The sequence below is a fragment of the Lysinibacillus sp. NPDC093190 genome (assembly GCF_050280425.1).
GTDB lineage: Bacteria > Bacillota > Bacilli > Bacillales_A > Planococcaceae > Lysinibacillus.
The window spans coordinates 44442-63779 of sequence record NZ_JBNNVG010000024.1; the positions used below are offsets into that span (position 1 = coordinate 44442).

Consider the following 19338-nt stretch of genomic DNA (forward strand, 5'->3'; position numbering starts at 1 on the left):
CTTTTTGACATCGACTAAACAAAAGTTTATAATGTAAACAAATATAACAAAAGGTGATGCTATGAATGAAAGAGAACAGGCGGTCCTTGCATTAATTCGCCAGAATCCGTTTATGTCTCAGCAAGAGATGGCAGATAAGATGAATCTATCTAGACCAGTCCTTGCTAATTTAGTGTCGAGCTTAACGAAGCAGGGGAAAATTGTAGGGCGTGCTTATATTTTGCCAGAGGAAAATGAAATTATTTGTATCGGTGGAGCCAATCTTGACCGAAAATTTCATGTAAAGGGGAATGTCCAATTAGGTACATCCAATCCTGCTAGCTCTTCATTTAGTGTAGGTGGTGTTGGCCGTAACATTGCTGAAAACTTAGGCAGATTAAATCATCAGGTAACAATGCTGACTACTGCCGGCAAAGATGCTGATTGGCAAGTGATTCAAGAAGCTTCAGAGCCATTTATGAATTTACGTTATGTGGAGCAGCTACCTGACGCTTCGACTGGTTCCTATACTGCGGTTATGGATGAGCAGGGCGAGCTAGCTTTAGCGGTAGCAAATATGGAAGTATATGATCTTTTATTGCCAAGTTTGCTAAAAAAACATGAGGCAATGCTGATGAATGCGGGCTGCTTTATTATGGACTTAAACTGTCCAAAGGAAACAGTGGCTTACATACAGCAGGTTGCGATTGCACGTGACATTCCATTTGTCATCGTACCGGTATCTTCACCAAAAATGAATCGATTACCGGATACGTTGCAAGGTGTAACGTGGTTTATTTGTAACACAGATGAAGCAGAGACGATTGTAGGTCATAAAATCGAAAACTCTGCGCATTATGAAAAGGCTTTACAGCAACTTCTTACATTAGGTGCTGAACATGTAATTATTACAGCGGGTAGCAAGGGTGTGTATGCAGCTTCAACTACAACCATACCAAGTCATTTCTCAGCGAAAGCTATAGAAAAAATTGAAGATGTAACAGGTGCAGGAGACGCCTTTGTCAGTGCTGTAATTCACAGCTGGCTTACTGGTCAATCCTTTGCAACTTGTATTGATGCAGGCTTAACGAATGCCAAAAATACGCTTGCATCCCCATATACAGTAAGACCTGAGCTATCAGTTGATTTGTTAAACAGTGAAATGGAGGAATAACAACATGAAAGAATTCATCGTATTATCAGAAGAAGTAAAAGCAGGACAAGCAAAAGGCTTACCAATCGTAGCATTAGAATCAACAATTATTTCTCACGGAATGCCATATCCACAAAATGTACAAACAGCACGTGAAGTAGAACAAATAGTTCGTGATAATGGTGCAGTACCAGCAACTATTGCATTAATCGATGGTAAAATCAAAATTGGTTTATCAGATGAAGAACTTGAAATGTTCGGTAATGCACAAGATGTAGCAAAAGCATCTCGTCGTGACTTAGGCTATCTTTTAGCAACAAAAAAATTAGGAGCGACAACTGTAGCTGCAACAATGATTTGTGCGGAGCTAGTTGGTATTGAAATTTTTGTAACTGGCGGTATCGGTGGCGTACACCGTGGTGCTGAAACAACAATGGATATTTCAGCAGATTTAGAAGAATTAGCACAAACAAATGTTGCTGTAATTTGTGCGGGTGCTAAGTCTATTTTAGATATTGGTTTAACTTTAGAATATCTTGAAACAAAAGGTGTGCCAGTCGTTGGGTACGGTACTGATGAACTACCAGCATTCTATACACGTCAAAGCGGTTTTGATGTAAACTTCAAGATTGATACACCAGAGGAAGTGGCAGAAATGCTACGTGCAAAATGGCAATTAGGCTTAAAAGGTGGAGCTGTCATTGCTAACCCAATTCCAGAGTCTGAAGCACTTGAGCATTCATTCATTACAGGAATTATTGAAAAAGCTCTTGTAGAAGCAGAAGAAAATGGTATTCAAGGTAAAAACGTGACACCATTCTTACTTGGAAAAGTTAAAGAATTAACAGAAGGTAAAAGCCTGGATGCCAATATTGCATTAGTAAAAAATAATGCAGTAATTGGTACAAAAATTGCTGTAGCGTATAATAAATAAGTAACAACTATGATACGATAAGAGAGACTCTTTGCGAAATATTGCATTCGCAAAGGGTCTTTTTATTCATTATGGAGAATATTTTTTCCATTTTTCACATTGTTCACGAGAATAACTAAACAAAATGACACAGTTACTTTACAATAGCCCATAAAATTTTATACAATTAAGTTTATATCTAATCTGAAAAATTTGACGGGCAAGGTGGACATGTTATGGCGAAAGAGCAAATTTTGACTCCTGAGGACGTTTTTGAGTTAGTCAAATCCTACATGAATGATGAAAATGTCGCATTCGTGAAAAAAGCATATGAATTAGCAAGGGATGCCCATATTGAGCAATTCCGAAGCTCAGGTGAACCGTATATTATTCACCCTGTGCAAGTAGCTGGTATTTTAGCTGAATTACAAATGGATCCTGAAACAGTTGCGGCTGGTTTTTTACATGATGTTGTCGAGGATACGGATTTTACGCGCGACGATTTGGTTCGTGAATTCGGCGAAGAGGTTGCGATGCTTGTAGACGGTGTAACAAAGCTAGGGAAAATTAAATATTTATCTAAAGAAGCGCAACAAGCAGAAAATCATCGAAAAATGTTTGTAGCTATGGCCCAGGATATACGTGTCATTTTAATTAAACTGGCAGACCGTCTACATAATATGCGCACGTTAAAGCATTTACCAGCAGAAAAACAACGCCGTATTTCTAAAGAAACGCTTGAAATTTTTGCACCACTTGCGCATCGTCTTGGGATTTCGACTGTTAAATGGGAGCTTGAGGATACAGCACTTCGTTATTTAAATCCACAGCAATATTATCGCATTGTCAGTCTTATGAAGAAAAAACGTGATGAGCGTGAAGCATATTTAGAAAATGTAATGGCTGAAATGAAGTCACAGCTTACAGAGGTTGAAATTGAAGCGGATATTTATGGTCGCCCAAAACATATTTACAGTATTTATCGTAAGATGGTGTTACAAAAGAAACAATTCAACGAGATTTATGATTTATTAGCCATTCGTGTACTTGTCGATAGTATTAAAGATTGCTATGCCGTACTTGGGATTGTGCATACATTATGGAAGCCGATGCCTGGACGTTTTAAAGATTATATTGCGATGCCAAAACAAAACCTATATCAATCACTGCATACAACAGTAATTGGTCCTTATGGTGACCCACTAGAAGTCCAAATTCGTACGAAGGAAATGCATAAAATTGCGGAGTACGGGATTGCAGCGCATTGGGCGTATAAGGAAGGTAAAAAAGTTGATAATGAAAAACAAAATGTCGACCAAAAATTAACGTGGTTCCGAGAAATTTTAGAATTCCAAAACGAATCTTCTAATGCTGAAGAATTTATGGAATCGTTAAAGTTTGATTTATTCTCTGATATGGTCTACGTCTTCACACCTGAAGGAGATGTCATTGAATTACCAGCAGGCTCTGTACCAATCGACTTCGCATACCGTGTGCATTCAGAAGTTGGAAATCGTACAATTGGCGCGAAAATCAATGGTAAAATGGTACCGCTTGATACACCGTTAAAAACGGGAGATATTATTGAAATTTTAACTTCTAAGCAATCATTTGGTCCGAGCCGTGATTGGCTGAAAATAGCTCAATCCTCACAGGCGAAAAATAAAATAAAGCAGTTTTTCAAACGTCATCTTCGTGAGGAAAATATCATCAAAGGTAAAGAGATGATAGAAAAGGAAATCCGTGCACAAGATTTTGATGTAAAAGAAACAATGTCAGCGGAAAACTTGAAGCGTGTATGTGAAAAATTTAACTATACAAATGAAGAAGATATATATGCAGCTGTCGGCGTGAATGGAATTACAGCTCAGCAAGTTGTTAATCGTCTAGCGGAAAAACGTCGCAAAGAGCGTGAACAGGAAGAAGCGCTTGAAAAAATTGAACAAAAAATGAAAAACCCTATTCCACAAAAACGTACGGAATCGGGCGTTATCGTAAAAGATATCGACAATATGCTTATTCGACTTTCTCGTTGCTGTACGCCAGTTCCTGGAGATGAGATTGTAGGCTTCATTACGAAAGGTAGAGGTGTTTCAGTGCACCGTGCAGACTGTCCAAATATTCAAGTCGATGATGAGCAGGAGCGCTTAATAGAAGTTGAATGGGAAAACGGACTTACTCCGGAGAAAAAAGAATACCCTGTCGATATTGAAGTTTCAGCATTCGACAGACCAGGTATTTTAAATGAAATCATGCAAATTGTTAGCGAAACGAAAACGAATATTTTAGCAGTGAGTGGTCGTGCAGATCGTGATAAAATGGCAACGATTCATTTAACGATTTCGATTTCAAATATTTCGCATTTGCATAAAGTAGTGGAACGTATTAAGCAAACACCTGATATATATTCAGTACAACGTGTTATTAACTAATTGGGATGGTTGGACAGTAGCAACTTTATTATGTACTGAAGGTGGATCTTCTGGTGCATTCAAAGCGAGAATTGAGGTTTTAAAGAATGAAAGTAGTTTTACAGCGTAGTAAAGCAGCCTCTGTTACGGTTGACGGAAAAGTAACGGGAGCTATTGATAGCGGTTATGTTCTTCTAGTTGGCATTACACACGAGGACACGCAAGAGGATGTTGTATATTTAGCAAAAAAAGTAGCTAATCTCCGCCTTTGGGAAGATGCTGATGGAAAAATGAATCATTCCATTCTAGAGCAAGGAGGGGCTATTCTATCCGTCTCGCAATTTACATTGTATGGGGATGCAAAAAAGGGGAATCGTCCAAGTTTTACAAGTGCAGCAAGACCAGAAGTTGCGGAGCCGTTATGGGAGGCTTTTAATAATGCCTTACGTGAACACGGTTTACATGTGGAGACAGGAATATTTGGTGCAATGATGGATGTTGCACTTACAAATGATGGCCCGATTACAATACTTCTTGAGTCCAAATAAATGGTACATTTCCTATGATTCCTTCATACATTAAATAGTATGGTTAGTTTTGTAGGAAGGAAGTGCATTAAAGATGACGCAAGCAGGAAGCATATCAAATCCATATTTATACGAAACTCTTAACATGATGATTGGTCAGGCAATTGTAGTGCAAACTAGGGAAAATATCCAGCAAGGAAAATTAATCTCTGTATTACCTGATGATATCGTAGTAGAGGTTAACCGTACACCTTTTTTCATTCGTATGAAGGAAATTGTATGGGTTACGTTAGCAACGAGGAAAAAATAAGCGCGCATAAAGGACTTCTATACTTATGTAATGTGAGTTGGAGGCCTTTTTTCGTTTTAGCATGTGTATAGTATTTGACAGTGAGTACTGAAGGTAAACACCATAACTTAGGATTGATTCAGTTCCATTAACTAATAACTTCTATAACGAAAGAGTCATATAAAACAATCTCGTAGTGGACTAGTAAAAATAAATAAGCTGCAAGGGAAGTACAAGTCTACTTTCCTTTGCAGCTTATTTATTTATCCCACAATCAACTATGCCGAGGCATAATTGATCTTTATTGATTCTTGTTAAAGTAATTTAAAATACCTTGGTAGATGCCGAGAGTAGCTTGTTCCCGGAATTTAGCGGTTGTAATAATACGTTCTTCACTACCATTACTTAAGTATCCTAGCTCAATGAGTACTGCTTTTTGACGATTTTCTCGTAGAACTAAATAATTTCCTTGTTGAGTCCCGCGATTCTTTAAATCGATTTTATTTGAGAGTCCATTATTTATTGCCTCTGCAAGACCTTGTTGATTACTGTTCATATAATATGAGGTGAAGCCATTAATGGAGCTATCGTCTGTTGCATCATAATGAATACTGATAAAAGCATCTGCCTCATTCTGGTGCGCAATTGATACACGTTTACGGAGTGCAATATATTCATCTGATTCTCTTGTCATAACAACATTTGCTCCAGCAGCACTCAACTTTGAAGCAAGAAGGGATGCCGTTTTCAATGTAATTTCCTTCTCATTTGTTCCACGTTGTCCTGTAGTGCCGTGATCATTTCCACCATGTCCAGCATCTACGACAATAGTTAGTCCATTTAAAGTGCCTTTCTTGCGTGGTTCAGATTTTTCTTTTTTTATCGTAGTAGCAGCTTTGCTGGACGAAGCAGTAGTAACGACCCAGTTCGCTACAAATGCAGTTTTGTCATCTATTTGTATTTCATAAAAGTCATTTTTAGCGCCTACAATAGGGTAGGTTTCACCAGCATCTACACGTGCAACAACATCAGCAGTTGTTGTTGCATCTGTCCGTAAGTTAGTCCCATTATAAATAATTGTGACAGATTCAAGCTCTGAGGAAGAAGAAGATTTAGATGTCGTATTTTCTATATTTGAAAAAGTGCCATAAAAGCTATAAACCCAGCCTGCTTTTTTATCGCTATATTGAATTTGTACCCAGTTATGCTCTTGAGACAGCACTTTAAAGGCTTGTCCTTTTGAAACAGTTCCTATTTTTTTAGTATTTAAGTCTGGATTTTGGCGCACATTAAGTGCATCTACTAAAACAGTAAATGTTGTATCTTTGTTGACTTTTTTTGTGGAAACTTCAACTTTAGGTTCATCTGTCTCAGTCTCAGCTTTAGCCTTCTTTTCAGGTAGGTCATTGATTGTAACATAGTCAGTAGATACCCAACCTACTAGTCCGTTCCAATCTATTTTCGCCCATTCGCCATTTTTTTCAATAAGTTTTGCTTGGCTGCCAATTGATAATTGTCCAAGAACTGCTGAAGATACGTCAGGCTCAGTACGGACATTTAGACGATCGACCTGTGAAATCAAGGTTTGATCAATCGTTTGTTTATCGTTTATTGAAGCTGTTAGCCAGGATGCTACCCAACCTTCGTAATCGCCTGCTTTTACTTGAATCCAATCGCCTTCACGGCTAATAGAAGTTAACGGATCACCCTCACCTAATGTCTTAATGATTGGATAAGACAGTCCAGGTCCCTCACGTAAATGAAGAATAGTTCCAGTTACTTTTAAATCACTGGTGTCGGCTAGTGCACTTTGAATAGTATTCATGCTTGGAATCGCAATCATTAGCACTAGTACGAAGATGATACTAATATTTAAAAGTTTTGTCCTCATCAGATTCCTCCTATCTTGTGCTATTTTACCATGCTTTTGTAATAGAATTCGTGGGAAAAAGGTAATGGAATTTGTTTTTTTAGCGAATGTGTGGTGAAAAAAACAAAAACAGTTGACATTGCCTTTTGTTGTGACTAACATAAAGGGTAATCAAAAAATGATTAATCGCTTATGACCAAGCAAGTAGCGTATACCTCTATTGAAGAAGAGAGGGAGAGACCTAGGCTGAAATCTTTCCTACAAAAATGTATTTCGTGAACAACACTTGAGAGGCTTTTTTCTGAAAAGTAATGCTTAGTAGGAAAAAACGGAATCGGCCGTTATCCGATTAGGAGGAGGACGCATGTATTTGATGCGTCAACTAGGGTGGAACCGCGGAAGCTTGTATAGCTCTCGTCCCTTGCATTGTGCAGGGGGCGAGGGCTTTTTTTATGGACAAAAAAATGAGAGAAGTCCAGAAGAGCTTGCTCATAAGCAATTAATAAAGGAGGTTTTTATATGAGTTTTAAAGTGCCACGAGGGACACAAGATATTTTGCCAGGTCAATCAGAAAAATGGCAAAAGATAGAAGCGATTATCCGTGATATCTGTCGTGTCTATCGCTACAATGAAATTCGCACACCAATTTTTGAGCAAACAGATTTATTTGCACGTGGTGTCGGTGAAACAACAGATGTTGTTCAAAAGGAAATGTATACATTTGAAGATCGCGGTGGCCGTTCATTAACATTACGTCCGGAGAATACAGCTGGAGTAGTTCGCGCTTATGTTGAGCATAAAATGTTTGGTGCACCTGATCAACCAGTAAAGCTTTCATATTTAGGACCAATGTTCCGTTATGAACGTCAACAAGCAGGGCGCTACCGTCAATTTGTTCAATTTGGAGTAGAAGCAATTGGTTCAGCTGATCCAGCTATTGATGCGGAAGTTATTGCACTAGCAATGGATGTATATGAATCAGCAGGTTTAAAGGATTTAAAATTAGTCATTAATTCACTTGGCGACAAAGAAACACGTGATACACACCGCACAGCACTGCTACAACACTTCGAACCACATATTCATGAGTTTTGTTCGGACTGCCAAAATCGTTTGTCAAAAAATCCACTGCGCATTTTGGACTGTAAGGTAGACCGCGAGCACCCATTAATGAAATCTGCACCGGCATTAACTGATTTTCTAACAGAGGAATCAGCAGCATATTTCGCTCAAGTTAAAACGTATTTAGATACACTTGGAATTACGTATGAGGTCGATCCAAATCTTGTAAGGGGCCTTGATTACTACAATCATACGACTTTTGAAATTATGTCAACGGCTTCTGGCTTTGGAGCAATTACTACACTTTGTGGTGGGGGGCGCTATAATGGCCTTGTGCAAGAAATCGGAGGACCAGAAGTACCAGGTATCGGTTTCGCATTAAGTATTGAGCGTTTGTTGCTTGCGCTTGAAGCTGAGGGTGTTGAATTAGACACAGCATCAGGGCTCGATGTCTATATGATTGCTATGGGCGAAGAAGCGAAGCTAAAAACGGTTGAATTAACAAGTACCTTCCGTGCAAAGGGCATTTCTACAGAGATGGATTATTTAGATCGCAAAATGAAAGCTCAAATGAAATCCGCAGACCGTTTAGGTGCGAAATATACGATTGTTTTAGGCGAAACAGAACTTGAAGAGCAAGTAGCTACTGTTAAACATATGGAATCAGGGGAACAACAAAAAGTAGCATTCTCAGAGTTAGTGAACTATCTATTAAAACAATAAACGAACACAAGCTGTTAAAACATAAAGCGTTTATATCATTACAGGATTAACTGTCCAAATGATTCAAATACCAACGTCATTTTGGACAGTTAATTCATCTAACAAAGAACTGATATCTAATTTTCAATGGCATTGATTTACTACTTAGTAGGAAGTGTATGCTACATATTTAAAATAAACGGTCCATCATCAAAAGTTATGGTGATGAGCCAAATAAATTTTGGAGGAATTAATTAAATGGCAACAAGAACACATGCTAGTAACGAACTTTCAGAAGCATTAAAAGGCGAAAAAGTCGTATTAAAAGGTTGGGTACAACGTCGTCGCGACCTAGGTGGTTTAATTTTCATTGATTTACGTGACCGTACTGGAATTACACAAGTTGTCTTTAGCCCTGATGTTGCAGAAGCACACGCACTAGCTGATAAAGTGCGTAGTGAGTATGTAATCGAAGTGGAAGGGACAGTCATTCTTCGTTCAGAAGATCAAATTAACCCAAATGTACCAAACGGTAAAATTGAGGTTGAAGCGACAAAATTAATCGTCATTAATACGGCAAAAACAACACCATTCCAAATCGAAGATCGCACTGACGTTTCTGAAGATTTACGTTTAAAATATCGTTATCTTGACCTACGTCGTCCTGTTATGTTTGATACATTCAAAATGCGTTCAGACGTTACTCGTACAATTCGAAACTTCTTACAAAATGAAGGCTTTTTAGAAGTAGAGACGCCAATTTTAACAAAATCATCTCCAGAAGGAGCTCGTGACTATTTAGTGCCATCACGTGTTCATGAAGGTGAATTTTATGCATTACCACAATCACCACAGCTATTTAAGCAATTATTAATGGTGTCTGGTTTCGAAAAATACTTCCAAATCGCACGTTGTTTCCGAGATGAAGACTTACGTGCTGACCGTCAACCAGAGTTTACACAAGTTGACATTGAAACAAGCTTTTTAACGCAAGAAGAAATTATAGAAATGAACGAACGCTTAATCCAAGCAGTTATGAAAGAAGTAAAAGGCATTGATATCCCTGCTCCGTTCCAACGTATGAAATATCAAGAAGCAATGGATCGTTACGGTTCTGATAAACCGGACGTGCGTTTTGGTTTAGAGCTTGTTGATTTAAATGACATTTTTGATGGCTGTGATTTCAAAGTGTTTGCTGATACAGTAGCACAAGGCAAGCAAGTAAAGAGTATCAACATTAAAGGTGCAGCAGATAAATACTCTCGTAAAGACATGGACGAGCTAACAAAATTCGTTGGTATTTACGGAGCAAAAGGTCTTGCTTGGTTAAAAGTAACGGAAGAGGGCTTAAACGGACCGATTGCAAAATTCTTTGACGAAGCATTAGCAGCTGCATTAATCGAACGTATGAAAGCTGAAGTGGGCGATATTTTAGTATTTGTAGCTGATCAAGCGTCTGTTGTAGCAGCTTCATTAGGTGCACTTCGTACGAAATTAGGTCAAGACTTAAGCTTAATAGATGAATCACAATTTGCATTCCTATGGATTACAGATTGGCCATTATTAGAGTACTCTGAAGAAGATGGTCGCTATAAAGCAGCACACCATCCATTCACACGTCCATTTGACGAAGATATTCAATTAATGGAAACGGATCCTTCTGCTGTCCGCGCACAAGCATACGATATCGTATTAAACGGTTATGAGCTTGGTGGAGGTTCATTACGTATTTATGAACGTGAATTACAAGAAAAAATGTTTAATTTACTTGGTTTCACAGAAGAAGAAGCAAGAGCTCAATTTGGCTACTTATTAGAAGCATTTGAATACGGTGTACCACCACATGGAGGTCTTGCATTTGGTCTTGACCGCTTTGTCATGTTACTTGCTGGCCGCACTAACTTACGTGACACAATTGCATTCCCGAAAACGGCAAGTGCTAGTTGCTTAATGACAAACGCACCGAGTGAAGTGTCTCCTGATCAATTGAGTGAGTTAAGTTTAGCCATCAAACCATTCAGAAAATAATTAGTACTTCTAAATACCTGGATTTCCTAGCAAAAACTGTTGGGAATCTAGGTATTTTTTGCTTTTTCGCAAGAATTTAGATTTTTTAAAAGAAAATAGTTTGAATTATCAGAAATGTAATGTTATTATAACTGTAATACGAATCCTGATGTGTTTGTCTAATTGCTAGCTCTACTTAACAGTTTTGACCGAACACTTTAGAATCGGGAGCTTTCATTTTGTAGTCGCAAACAAGCCCCATGCGGAGCGGGACGTTTAAAGCTGCAAAGCGGGCACCCCCCTGCGAAATGCGGGTTCAAAACGAATGTTTCTTGGCATAACGGCACAATCGGGATTCGTCATACATAATTAATAAGCACAAAAGGAGCATTTAAAATAGCTCCTTTTTTTAGTGCAAGTAATTGGTTTATTCAAAAATACAACTACAAAAAGCAGGATTCAACCTAATCCAAACTTTTGGTACGAAGGTGTTCTTAGGAATCTTCTGCTTCTAAGAGAAGTGAAAGTTAGAATAGTTTAATAGTTTGTAAATTATGTGTTGAATAAAAATTTAGAAAATATGAAAAAATCACTTTTTATTTTTGGGAAATCATCATATAATTGGTATAGACAACTATACCGAATAGAATAGTTGCTTGTTAGCTTCAGTCAAGCTCCTCAAAAACGCTTAGGGGGTGATCTATTGAAAAATACGCTTTTAATTTCCAATGTTACGATAGTCAATCATGATGAAGCACCTTTTAAGGGCAACCTACTCATTGAAAATGGTAGAATTATCAAAATAAGTAATAACTTATACGATAAGGCCGAGCGTTATATAGATGGCAAAGATAAAAATTGGTTACTGCTACCTGGCTATATTGATATGCATATACATGGCTCTGCTGGGCATGATGTGATGGATGCTACACAATTAGCATTACATCAAATGGCGCGCTCATTAGTAGAGGAAGGCGTTACAGGCTTCCTTGCTACTACAATGACGCAATCTATAGAAGCAATTGAAAGCGCTTTAGCTAATGTTGCTCAATTTGAAAGTAATGATGATGAGGCGAGTTTATTAGGTATACATGTAGAAGGGCCATATGTATCGAAAAAACGGGCAGGTGCTCAGCCAATAGAGTACATTATTTTACCGTCTACTGAGCAATTTGCATCCTGGCAGAACTTAAGTAAGCAACGCATTAAACAAGTAACAATTGCACCTGAGATAGAGGGAGGCTTTACGTTTATTGAATCGTTAAAGGATTTAAATGTTATTGCTTCCATTGGTCATTCTGATGCATTGATTGAGGAAGTGGATAAGGCAGTAGCAATGGGAGTAAGGCAGGCTACACATTTATATAACCAAATGCGCCCTTTCCATCATCGTAATCCAGGTGTCGTTGGTGCAGTGCTTTTAGAGGATCAGGTAAAGACAGAAATTATCGCAGATTTTGTGCATAGTCATCCTCAAGCTGTAAAGCTAGCCTATCGTATGAAAGGTGCAAAGGGCATTATCTTAATTACCGATGCGATGCGGGCTAAAGGCTTACATTACGGTGATTATGATTTAGGAGGTCAAACCGTTCATGTTTCTAAGGATGGGGCTCATTTATCTAATGGGGCTTTAGCTGGAAGTGTGCTAACGATGGAGCAGGCAGTAAAAAATATGAAAGCAATTACCAATTGCTCATTGCGGGAAATTGTCGCAATGTCCTCTACGAATGCTGCTAAGCAATTACAGTTAGCGACTAAAGGTCGTATTGAAGAAGGCTATGATGCAGATTTTGTATTACTGGATGAAAATTTAAATGTACAAAAAACTATTTGTCGGGGTAAAGTTGTATTTGAGAAATGAAAGTAAAGAGGCGATAAGGATGGTGCAACACTTGTTAGATAAAAATTCTCATATACCTATCTATATACAAATAGAAGAAATCATTAAACAACGGATTTATTTAGAAGAATACAAAATCGGAGAAAATATACCTTCTGAGCGAGAACTTTCTACGCAGTTTGATGTTAGTAGAATGACTGTTCGTCAATCAATCACAAATTTAGTCAATAGCGGTTTGCTGTATCGTGAAAAAGGGAGAGGTACATATGTCGCTAATCCAAAATTAGAACAACCGCTAAAAGGATTAACAAGTTTCACAGAGGATATGCGGGCTAGAGGGATGGAACCAAGCAGTAAAGTTTTACGCTTTGAGAAAATCGTACCAACAGTTGATATTGCAGGAGATTTGATGTTAGAGCCAGGCGAAGAGGTATTCTTCGTTGTACGAATTCGTAGTGCAGATTCCAAGCCAATGGCAATCGAAAGAACATATATTCCAGTAAGAGTATATCCAGAATTAGATGAAAAGAAAATAATGGGGTCATTGTATGCGTTAATCGAAGCAAAATTCCATCAAAAAATTGGAAATGCTATTCAGCAAATGGAGGCAGCTATTGTTCCAAAAGAAGATAGTAAATTTTTGCAAATCAATCATACTGCACCTGTGTTAATTATTAAACGTACAAGTTATTTATCAGATGGAGTTCCGTTTGAGCTTGTGCGAAGTACTTATCGAGCTGATCGATACAAATTCATTAGTGAAATTAAAAGGTGATTCTATGGATGCATATTTTCTAGAAATTCAAAAGCTAATGCAGGTCGTGAAGGAGCAAGAATATGCCCAAATAAAAGAAGCCGCACAATTAATTGTACAAAGGCTTCAACGCGGGGGAATTGTCCAATTATTTGGTTGTGGCCATTCTCATCTTTTAGCACAGGACGGTTTTTATCGTGCGGGAGGGCTTGTACCTGTACGTCCTATCATTATAGAACCTTTAACATTACACGCAGGAGCAATGACGTCATCTGAAAATGAGAAGGACCCGACTATCATTGAACAGTATAAAGATCATTTTGATTTTCATGAAAATGATGTTTGCATTGTTATTTCAACATCCGGGAGAAATCAAGCACCTATAGATGTAGCATTTTTAGCGAAAGAAGCAGGAGTGCTGGTCATGTCTCTGCAATCTCTTGCATATTGCGAACAGCCGAGCCGCCATCAAAGTGGACAGCGCTTAGAGGATGTAGTAGATATAGTTATCGATACGCATATACCAATAGGAGATGGTTTGCTACATCACAATGAAATACAGTATGCACCCTCCTCTACAGTTATTGGTTCAATTATTTTAAATGTATTATTCAGTGAAGTCATTGAGATCATGGCCATATCTGACGAAGTATTACCAGTTTTTAAAAGCAATAATGTTGACTCAGATTCGTCTCATAATGAGGCTATGATTGCCTATTATCAACATCGAATTAACTTTAAATGACAAGCGGAGGGATATCTATGAAGAAAATATATAAAATAACAGCGCCGGAGGGACTACATGCTAGACCCGCAGCTTTACTTGTAACTGCAGTCACACCATTTGAGTGTGATGTTCAGTTAACGTATAAAGAGAAATCGGTCAATTTAAAATCAATTATGGGTGTTATGGCACAAGGAGTAGCACCCGGAAGCATTGTAGAAATTTCAGCAGATGGGCCCGATGCTGAGAAGCTTTTTCAAACAATAACAGAAGTAATTGTTTCTAAAGGAATTGGAGAGGAATGCTAAAAATAAAAGGCATTGTTGTATCTCAGGGGCTTGCGGGAATATTCAGTGTTGGAAGGAGGTGATTTTGCATATGGAAATAAAAATAATTCCCCCAGAAGATTATAAGCAGGTACATCAATTAAGAGATTATTGTTTTCCTAATAAGTATACTGATGCGCGGCGAGATGATTTTCATTATTGGGTTGAGCATAGCACAACATTGGGTGCTTACGATGAACATAAAGTAGTTGGACAGCTATTAATATTGCCACTTAATATGACAATCCATGGTAAAAATTATGATATGGGTGGAATTGGCTTTGTTGCAAGCTATCCTGAGTATCGGCAGCGGGGCATTATCAAAAAGCTTATGACAGAGGCACTGAAGAAAATGCGAGAGAGTGGGCAAAGTATTTCTGTGTTAGCCCCGTTTTCTATATCCTTTTATCGTTATTTTGGATGGGAATTGTTTTTTGAGAAGCTATATTATACGATTCCTCAGTCGATGTTTCCTTCTTTCGGAAAGCAGTTGGACGTAGTAAAACGTATGAGCTTTGAATGGCCAGATCGTGATCTTTTTCAGGCGATTAAGGATTTTCATAATGCACAGGCACTTTTCCATAATGGAAGTATGCTACGAGATGACGCGTGGTGGAAAAGAATAGAGAGAAGGATGCCTGATAGTCATTTTGCGTCCTATTTTAAAGATGATAAAATTGCAGGTTATATTCGTTATATCATTCAGGATGGAACGTTTGAGATTCATGATTTTATAGCTGAGGATTTACAAGCAGAACAAGCAATTTGGCGTTTTATAACGTCGCATGCGGCGAGTGTAAATAGCATCAAGGGAGTTACTTCTAACAACCATCAATTTGGCTTCTATTTTAAAGAACCACAGTTTAAAAAGGAAGTCGTTCAAGATGTGATGGTAAGGATAGTTGACGCTATGAGGTTTATGCAACATTATCCGTGGGGCGATATTCAGGAACTGTTATATATTCAAATTGAAGATGCGTTTTGTAGTTGGAATGAGCACGTATATAAAATAAATAAAAGTGGGGATGTCTCGATTATTGAGACAAATTCTATCCCAGAAATGCATATGTTAACATTACCAATTAATCTTTTTTCAGCGATGATGGTTGGCTATCTTTCTGTAAAGGATGCGGTCATGTATGCAAATAAACAATTGGCTGAAGAGATAATTGATCGATGGCAGTTAGCGTTACCATCTAATAAACCAGCCTTCTATGAATATTTTTAAAAGCAAATTAACAATGTATGAGAGACATTTATTCAAAAGTGAATATGAATGAATAACTTTTGATCATTTAATTCGGAAAATTAAAATTTTTTAAGTTTTTTTCTGGACTATACCAGCTAGGTGAATCCTTTCAGTAGTCTGCAACAACGTTATAGCCCAGTTTTTGAAGCTTTTTCCTAAGGGAGTAAATTGTGTAAAAAGTATATTGTGGTATATACCAATAGGTGCTATTCTCAATTTAAGAAAGCGATTTCATAGTTGGAAATTACAAAAATTAAAGTTTGCTAGAAAGACGAACTTTATCATGAAAAGGAGTGTTTTGATGAAAAATATTATGCTAGTGTGCGTAGCGGGAATGAGTACTAGTTTGCTAGTGTCAAAGATGCAAAAAGCCGCACAAGAACAAAACATTGAGGCAGATATTTATGCGATTGCTGAAGGTGAGGTTGATAAAGTATTAGCTACTAAAATGGCGGATGTGCTGCTATTGGGTCCACAAGTCCGTTACTTAAAAGGGACATATGAAAAAAAATACAAGGCAATGAATTTTCCGATTGAAGTCATTAACATGGCGGATTACGGCATGATGAATGGCGAAAATGTTTTAAAGCAGGCGTTAACGTTGATAGGTTAAGGGGGAGACAGCAATGGAAGAAACAGTTTTGATGGAATCCATTATGGGACTGATTGTGCACAGTGGTAATACGAAAAGTGAGTGTATGGAGGCTATCCAGCTAGCAAAAAATGGGCAGATTCAGGAAGCAAAGGAAAAAATACAGTTAGCTAACGATTCATTGATTGAAGCGCATCATTCTCAGACAGCTCTACTGTCACAAGAGGCAAGGGGAGAAAAAGTAGAAGTGTCGATGCTGTTAATTCACGCACAGGATCATTTAATGAATGCCATTACCTTTCGTGATTTAGCATCTGAAATGATTGAGTTGTATGAACGAATCAAAGGGGAATAGCATCAAACCTTGATGTCACAATAAAAAGTAAAGGGAGTGTGTGAAATGTTCCGTTTTTTAGAAGAAAAATTTGTGCCAGTCGCAGCTAGAGTAGGGAATCAGCGTCATTTAGTTGCAATTCGAGATGGATTTATTACGATCATGCCATTGACAATTGTTGGGTCACTTGCGGTTCTTGTGAATAATTTGCCTATCAAATTCTATCAAAATGCGCTCGATGCCATCTGGAAGCATGAAACTTGGACACAGTGGGGCGGCAATGTTTGGGGAGCAACATTTGGAATCATCTCTCTGTTATTAGCTTTTACAATTGCTTACAATCTTGCGAAAAGTTACGACAAGGACGGACTTTCTGCCGGTGTAATCAGCTTTTCAACTTATTTGACGTTTGGTACCTTTGGTGAAGGTGGATTAACAGGGTTAACGACAGGTACAGGTGGTATATTTATTGCCATTATTATTGCGTTGCTGTCAACTGAATTATTTTGTAAATTGACTGGCAATCCTAAGCTGCTAATTAAAATGCCGAATGGAGTACCACCGGCTGTTTCAAAATCTTTCGCTGCATTATTACCTGCTATTATTACAATTGGTTTATTTGCTCTAGTTCGTACAATTATTTCGGCAGGCTTTGATATTCCTGATATTGTCGGTTCATTCTACTCAGCCATTCAAGAGCCGTTTATGGGCTTAACGAATTCATGGATTGCGGCTTTACTTTTAGCATTCATTCCTACGTTTTTATGGACATTAGGTGTTCATGGTGCTAACATTATCGAACCATTTATGCAAACAATAAATTTACCAGCTATTGAAGCGAATGTAAAAGCGATTTCATCTGGTGAAGTAGCGCCATACATCGTAAATAAACCATTCTTTGATGCCTTCATCAATATGGGTGGTTCCGGGACAACAATAGCACTTATTATTGCTATTTTCCTTTTTGCTAGAAAGAATAAACAATATAATACCGTCGGAAAATTGTCGGCGGCACCAGGGCTTTTTAATATTAATGAACCGTTACTTTTCGGTCTTCCAATCGTGTTAAACCCAGTGTTATTTGTACCGTTTATTTTGACACCAATGGTCAACGTAACAATTGCTTTCTTTGCAACGAAGTGGGGCTTTGTGCCAGCAGCTACGGTTTCACCACCATGGACAACGCCACCGATTATTAATGGATTCTTAGCAACTCAATCTTGGCAAGGCGCCGCCCTTAGTATTGTCTTAATTGTAATCGCAGTTTGTATTTATTTACCGTTCATTTCAATGGCAAACCGCATGGCGAAACAGAACGAACAGCGAGCTGCTGAAGCAGAGTCTAAAAACGAACAGCAAGTTACAAAATTAGAGAGTCAAAAAGTAGAAGTGTAATTGTGAGCTAACGGAGGTATTTAAATTGAAAAGATTAGGGATTTCACTATATCCTCAACATAGTACACTAGAAGATATGAAGCGATATGTTCAGCTCGCTCATGACAATGGTTTTGATCGAATATTTACTTGTCTTATGTCGTTAAATAACGATCAGGAACGACAAAAATTACAGCAAATCAATAAATTTGCGCAGCAGCTTGGCTTTGAAATTTCAGCTGATATTGCACCGGCTGTTTTTGAAGATTTAGACTTAACGTTTAAAGATATCGGTTACTTTAAGGAGCATTATCATTTAGCGGCATTGCGCTTAGATATGGGTTTTTCTGGCCAGGAGGAAGCGTTTATGTCTCTCGATTCAAGTAATTTAAAAATAGAATTAAATATTAGTAACGGTACGAAATATGTAGAAAATATATTATCCTATCAACCGAATAAAGATCATATTATTGGTTGTCATAATTTTTATCCGAGACGTTTCACAGGTCTATCACGTCAACATTTTTTACAAACATCTCAACAATTTAAAGCAAATCATATTCGAACAGCAGCAATGATTTCATCACAGCATGCTATGTTTGGGCCTTGGGAAAAAACTGAGCATGGCTTGCCAACATTAGAAGAACATCGTCATCTGCCAATTACTGTGCAAGCAAAGGATTTATGGCACACGGGTTTAATAGATGATTGTATTATCGGCAATATGTATGCTTCCCAGGAAGAAATACGTGCATTAGGCCAATTAAATCGCCATAAGCTAGAACTGAAGGTTGAGCAGTCTGTTGAAACGTCTGTTTTAGAAGAAGCAATCCTTTTTAAGGAGCCACATTTTAATCGTGGCGATGTTTCGGATTATGTAATCCGTAGTACACAATCTCGTGTTAAATATAAAAATGGTGACTTCCCTGCACACGATAGCCACCCATTAAAATTGGGGGATGTGACAATCGATAATAATTTAGATGTACGTTATAAGGGTGAGCTTCAAATTGTTTTAAAGGAAATGCCGAATGCCGGATCAACAAATGTTGTGGCAAGAGTTGTAGAAGAAGAGCAATTCTTATTAGCAAATATTCAGCCATGGGCATCATTTGGCTTTACAAAATGATTACAGAAGAAGGGGTTAAGCTATTAGTTGATAGTGCTTAATCCCTTTTTTCTTGATTCGGCTATTGTTTTTGTAGCGAAAGCAAAGCGACAGCTACAATTAA

17 protein-coding genes, 1 other RNA gene and 1 other annotated feature are annotated in these 19338 nt (G+C 38.0%); of the genes, 17 read left to right on the forward strand and 1 reads right to left on the reverse strand.

All coding sequences use genetic code 11. The annotated features are described in order from the left end of the window. Nucleotides 1–61 precede the first annotated feature (61 nt). The 5 genes from ACQKOF_RS17790 (at nt 62) to ACQKOF_RS17810 (ending at nt 5293) form a co-directional block, all read left to right on the forward strand. Nucleotides 62–1153: a carbohydrate kinase gene (locus ACQKOF_RS17790; RefSeq protein ID WP_427559799.1), complete on the forward strand. Its 1092-nt coding sequence runs from the start codon at nt 62–64 to the stop codon at nt 1151–1153. Between the two features lie 4 nt (nt 1154–1157). Further along, nucleotides 1158–2066 (forward strand): pseudouridine-5'-phosphate glycosidase, encoded by a 909-nt coding sequence (locus tag ACQKOF_RS17795; protein ID WP_427559802.1) that lies wholly within the window; start codon nt 1158–1160, stop codon nt 2064–2066. A 215-nt stretch (nt 2067–2281) separates the two neighbouring features. Next, on the forward strand, nt 2282–4477 hold the full coding sequence (locus ACQKOF_RS17800; protein ID WP_427559804.1) for a RelA/SpoT family protein: 2196 nt from the start codon (nt 2282–2284) through the stop codon (nt 4475–4477). An 86-nt stretch (nt 4478–4563) separates the two neighbouring features. Beyond that, entirely contained in the window at nt 4564–5004 is a 441-nt protein-coding gene (gene dtd, locus ACQKOF_RS17805) for a D-aminoacyl-tRNA deacylase (RefSeq protein ID WP_427559807.1), read from the forward strand. A 73-nt stretch (nt 5005–5077) separates the two neighbouring features. Further along, nucleotides 5078–5293, forward strand: a complete 216-nt coding sequence (locus ACQKOF_RS17810; RefSeq protein ID WP_370041926.1) for a DUF2642 domain-containing protein — start codon at nt 5078–5080, stop codon at nt 5291–5293. A gap of 280 nt (nt 5294–5573) precedes the next feature. Here ACQKOF_RS17810 and ACQKOF_RS17815 read toward each other — a convergent pair whose 3' ends face one another. Continuing rightward, on the reverse strand, nt 5574–7163 hold the full coding sequence (locus ACQKOF_RS17815; protein WP_427559810.1) for an N-acetylmuramoyl-L-alanine amidase: 1590 nt from the start codon (nt 7161–7163) through the stop codon (nt 5574–5576). Nucleotides 7164–7325: 162 nt separating this feature from the next. Further along, nucleotides 7326–7567, forward strand: a binding site (T-box leader). A 94-nt stretch (nt 7568–7661) separates the two neighbouring features. Between ACQKOF_RS17815 and hisS the strand changes: the two genes are divergently transcribed. From hisS to ACQKOF_RS17875, 12 genes are all read left to right on the forward strand, one after another. After that, nucleotides 7662–8927 (forward strand): histidine--tRNA ligase, encoded by a 1266-nt coding sequence (hisS, locus tag ACQKOF_RS17820; protein ID WP_427559813.1) that lies wholly within the window; start codon nt 7662–7664, stop codon nt 8925–8927. Nucleotides 8928–9164: 237 nt separating this feature from the next. Next, on the forward strand, nt 9165–10934 hold the full coding sequence (gene aspS / locus ACQKOF_RS17825) for an aspartate--tRNA ligase (protein ID WP_427559816.1): 1770 nt from the start codon (nt 9165–9167) through the stop codon (nt 10932–10934). 139 nt (nt 10935–11073) lie between these two features. Beyond that, nucleotides 11074–11273: non-coding RNA, 6S RNA (ssrS, locus tag ACQKOF_RS17830), on the forward strand. A gap of 343 nt (nt 11274–11616) precedes the next feature. Next, nucleotides 11617–12774 carry an N-acetylglucosamine-6-phosphate deacetylase gene (gene nagA, locus ACQKOF_RS17835; RefSeq protein WP_427559819.1) on the forward strand — a complete coding sequence of 386 codons (1158 nt, stop codon included), beginning with the start codon at nt 11617–11619 and terminating at the stop codon, nt 12772–12774. A 31-nt stretch (nt 12775–12805) separates the two neighbouring features. After that, the gene (locus tag ACQKOF_RS17840) at nt 12806–13528 is read left to right on the forward strand and encodes a GntR family transcriptional regulator (RefSeq protein WP_400723088.1); all 723 of its coding nucleotides are present in this window, start codon (nt 12806–12808) and stop codon (nt 13526–13528) included. A 4-nt stretch (nt 13529–13532) separates the two neighbouring features. Continuing rightward, nucleotides 13533–14252, forward strand: coding sequence for a sugar isomerase domain-containing protein (locus tag ACQKOF_RS17845; RefSeq protein WP_427559887.1), 720 nt, complete (start codon nt 13533–13535; stop codon nt 14250–14252). A gap of 17 nt (nt 14253–14269) precedes the next feature. Next, nucleotides 14270–14539, forward strand: coding sequence for an HPr family phosphocarrier protein (locus ACQKOF_RS17850; RefSeq protein WP_427559822.1), 270 nt, complete (start codon nt 14270–14272; stop codon nt 14537–14539). Between the two features lie 70 nt (nt 14540–14609). Continuing rightward, nucleotides 14610–15785 (forward strand): GNAT family N-acetyltransferase, encoded by a 1176-nt coding sequence (locus ACQKOF_RS17855; RefSeq protein ID WP_427559825.1) that lies wholly within the window; start codon nt 14610–14612, stop codon nt 15783–15785. A gap of 322 nt (nt 15786–16107) precedes the next feature. Further along, complete coding sequence (locus ACQKOF_RS17860) at nt 16108–16419, forward strand: PTS sugar transporter subunit IIB (protein ID WP_427559828.1); 312 nt, start codon at nt 16108–16110, stop codon at nt 16417–16419. A 13-nt stretch (nt 16420–16432) separates the two neighbouring features. Further along, complete coding sequence (locus tag ACQKOF_RS17865; RefSeq protein ID WP_370041943.1) at nt 16433–16753, forward strand: PTS lactose/cellobiose transporter subunit IIA; 321 nt, start codon at nt 16433–16435, stop codon at nt 16751–16753. Between the two features lie 45 nt (nt 16754–16798). After that, nucleotides 16799–18127 (forward strand): PTS sugar transporter subunit IIC, encoded by a 1329-nt coding sequence (locus tag ACQKOF_RS17870; protein ID WP_427559831.1) that lies wholly within the window; start codon nt 16799–16801, stop codon nt 18125–18127. A 25-nt stretch (nt 18128–18152) separates the two neighbouring features. Then, the gene (locus ACQKOF_RS17875; RefSeq protein ID WP_427559834.1) at nt 18153–19235 is read left to right on the forward strand and encodes a DUF871 domain-containing protein; all 1083 of its coding nucleotides are present in this window, start codon (nt 18153–18155) and stop codon (nt 19233–19235) included. The last annotated feature ends 103 nt before the right edge of the window (nt 19236–19338 follow it).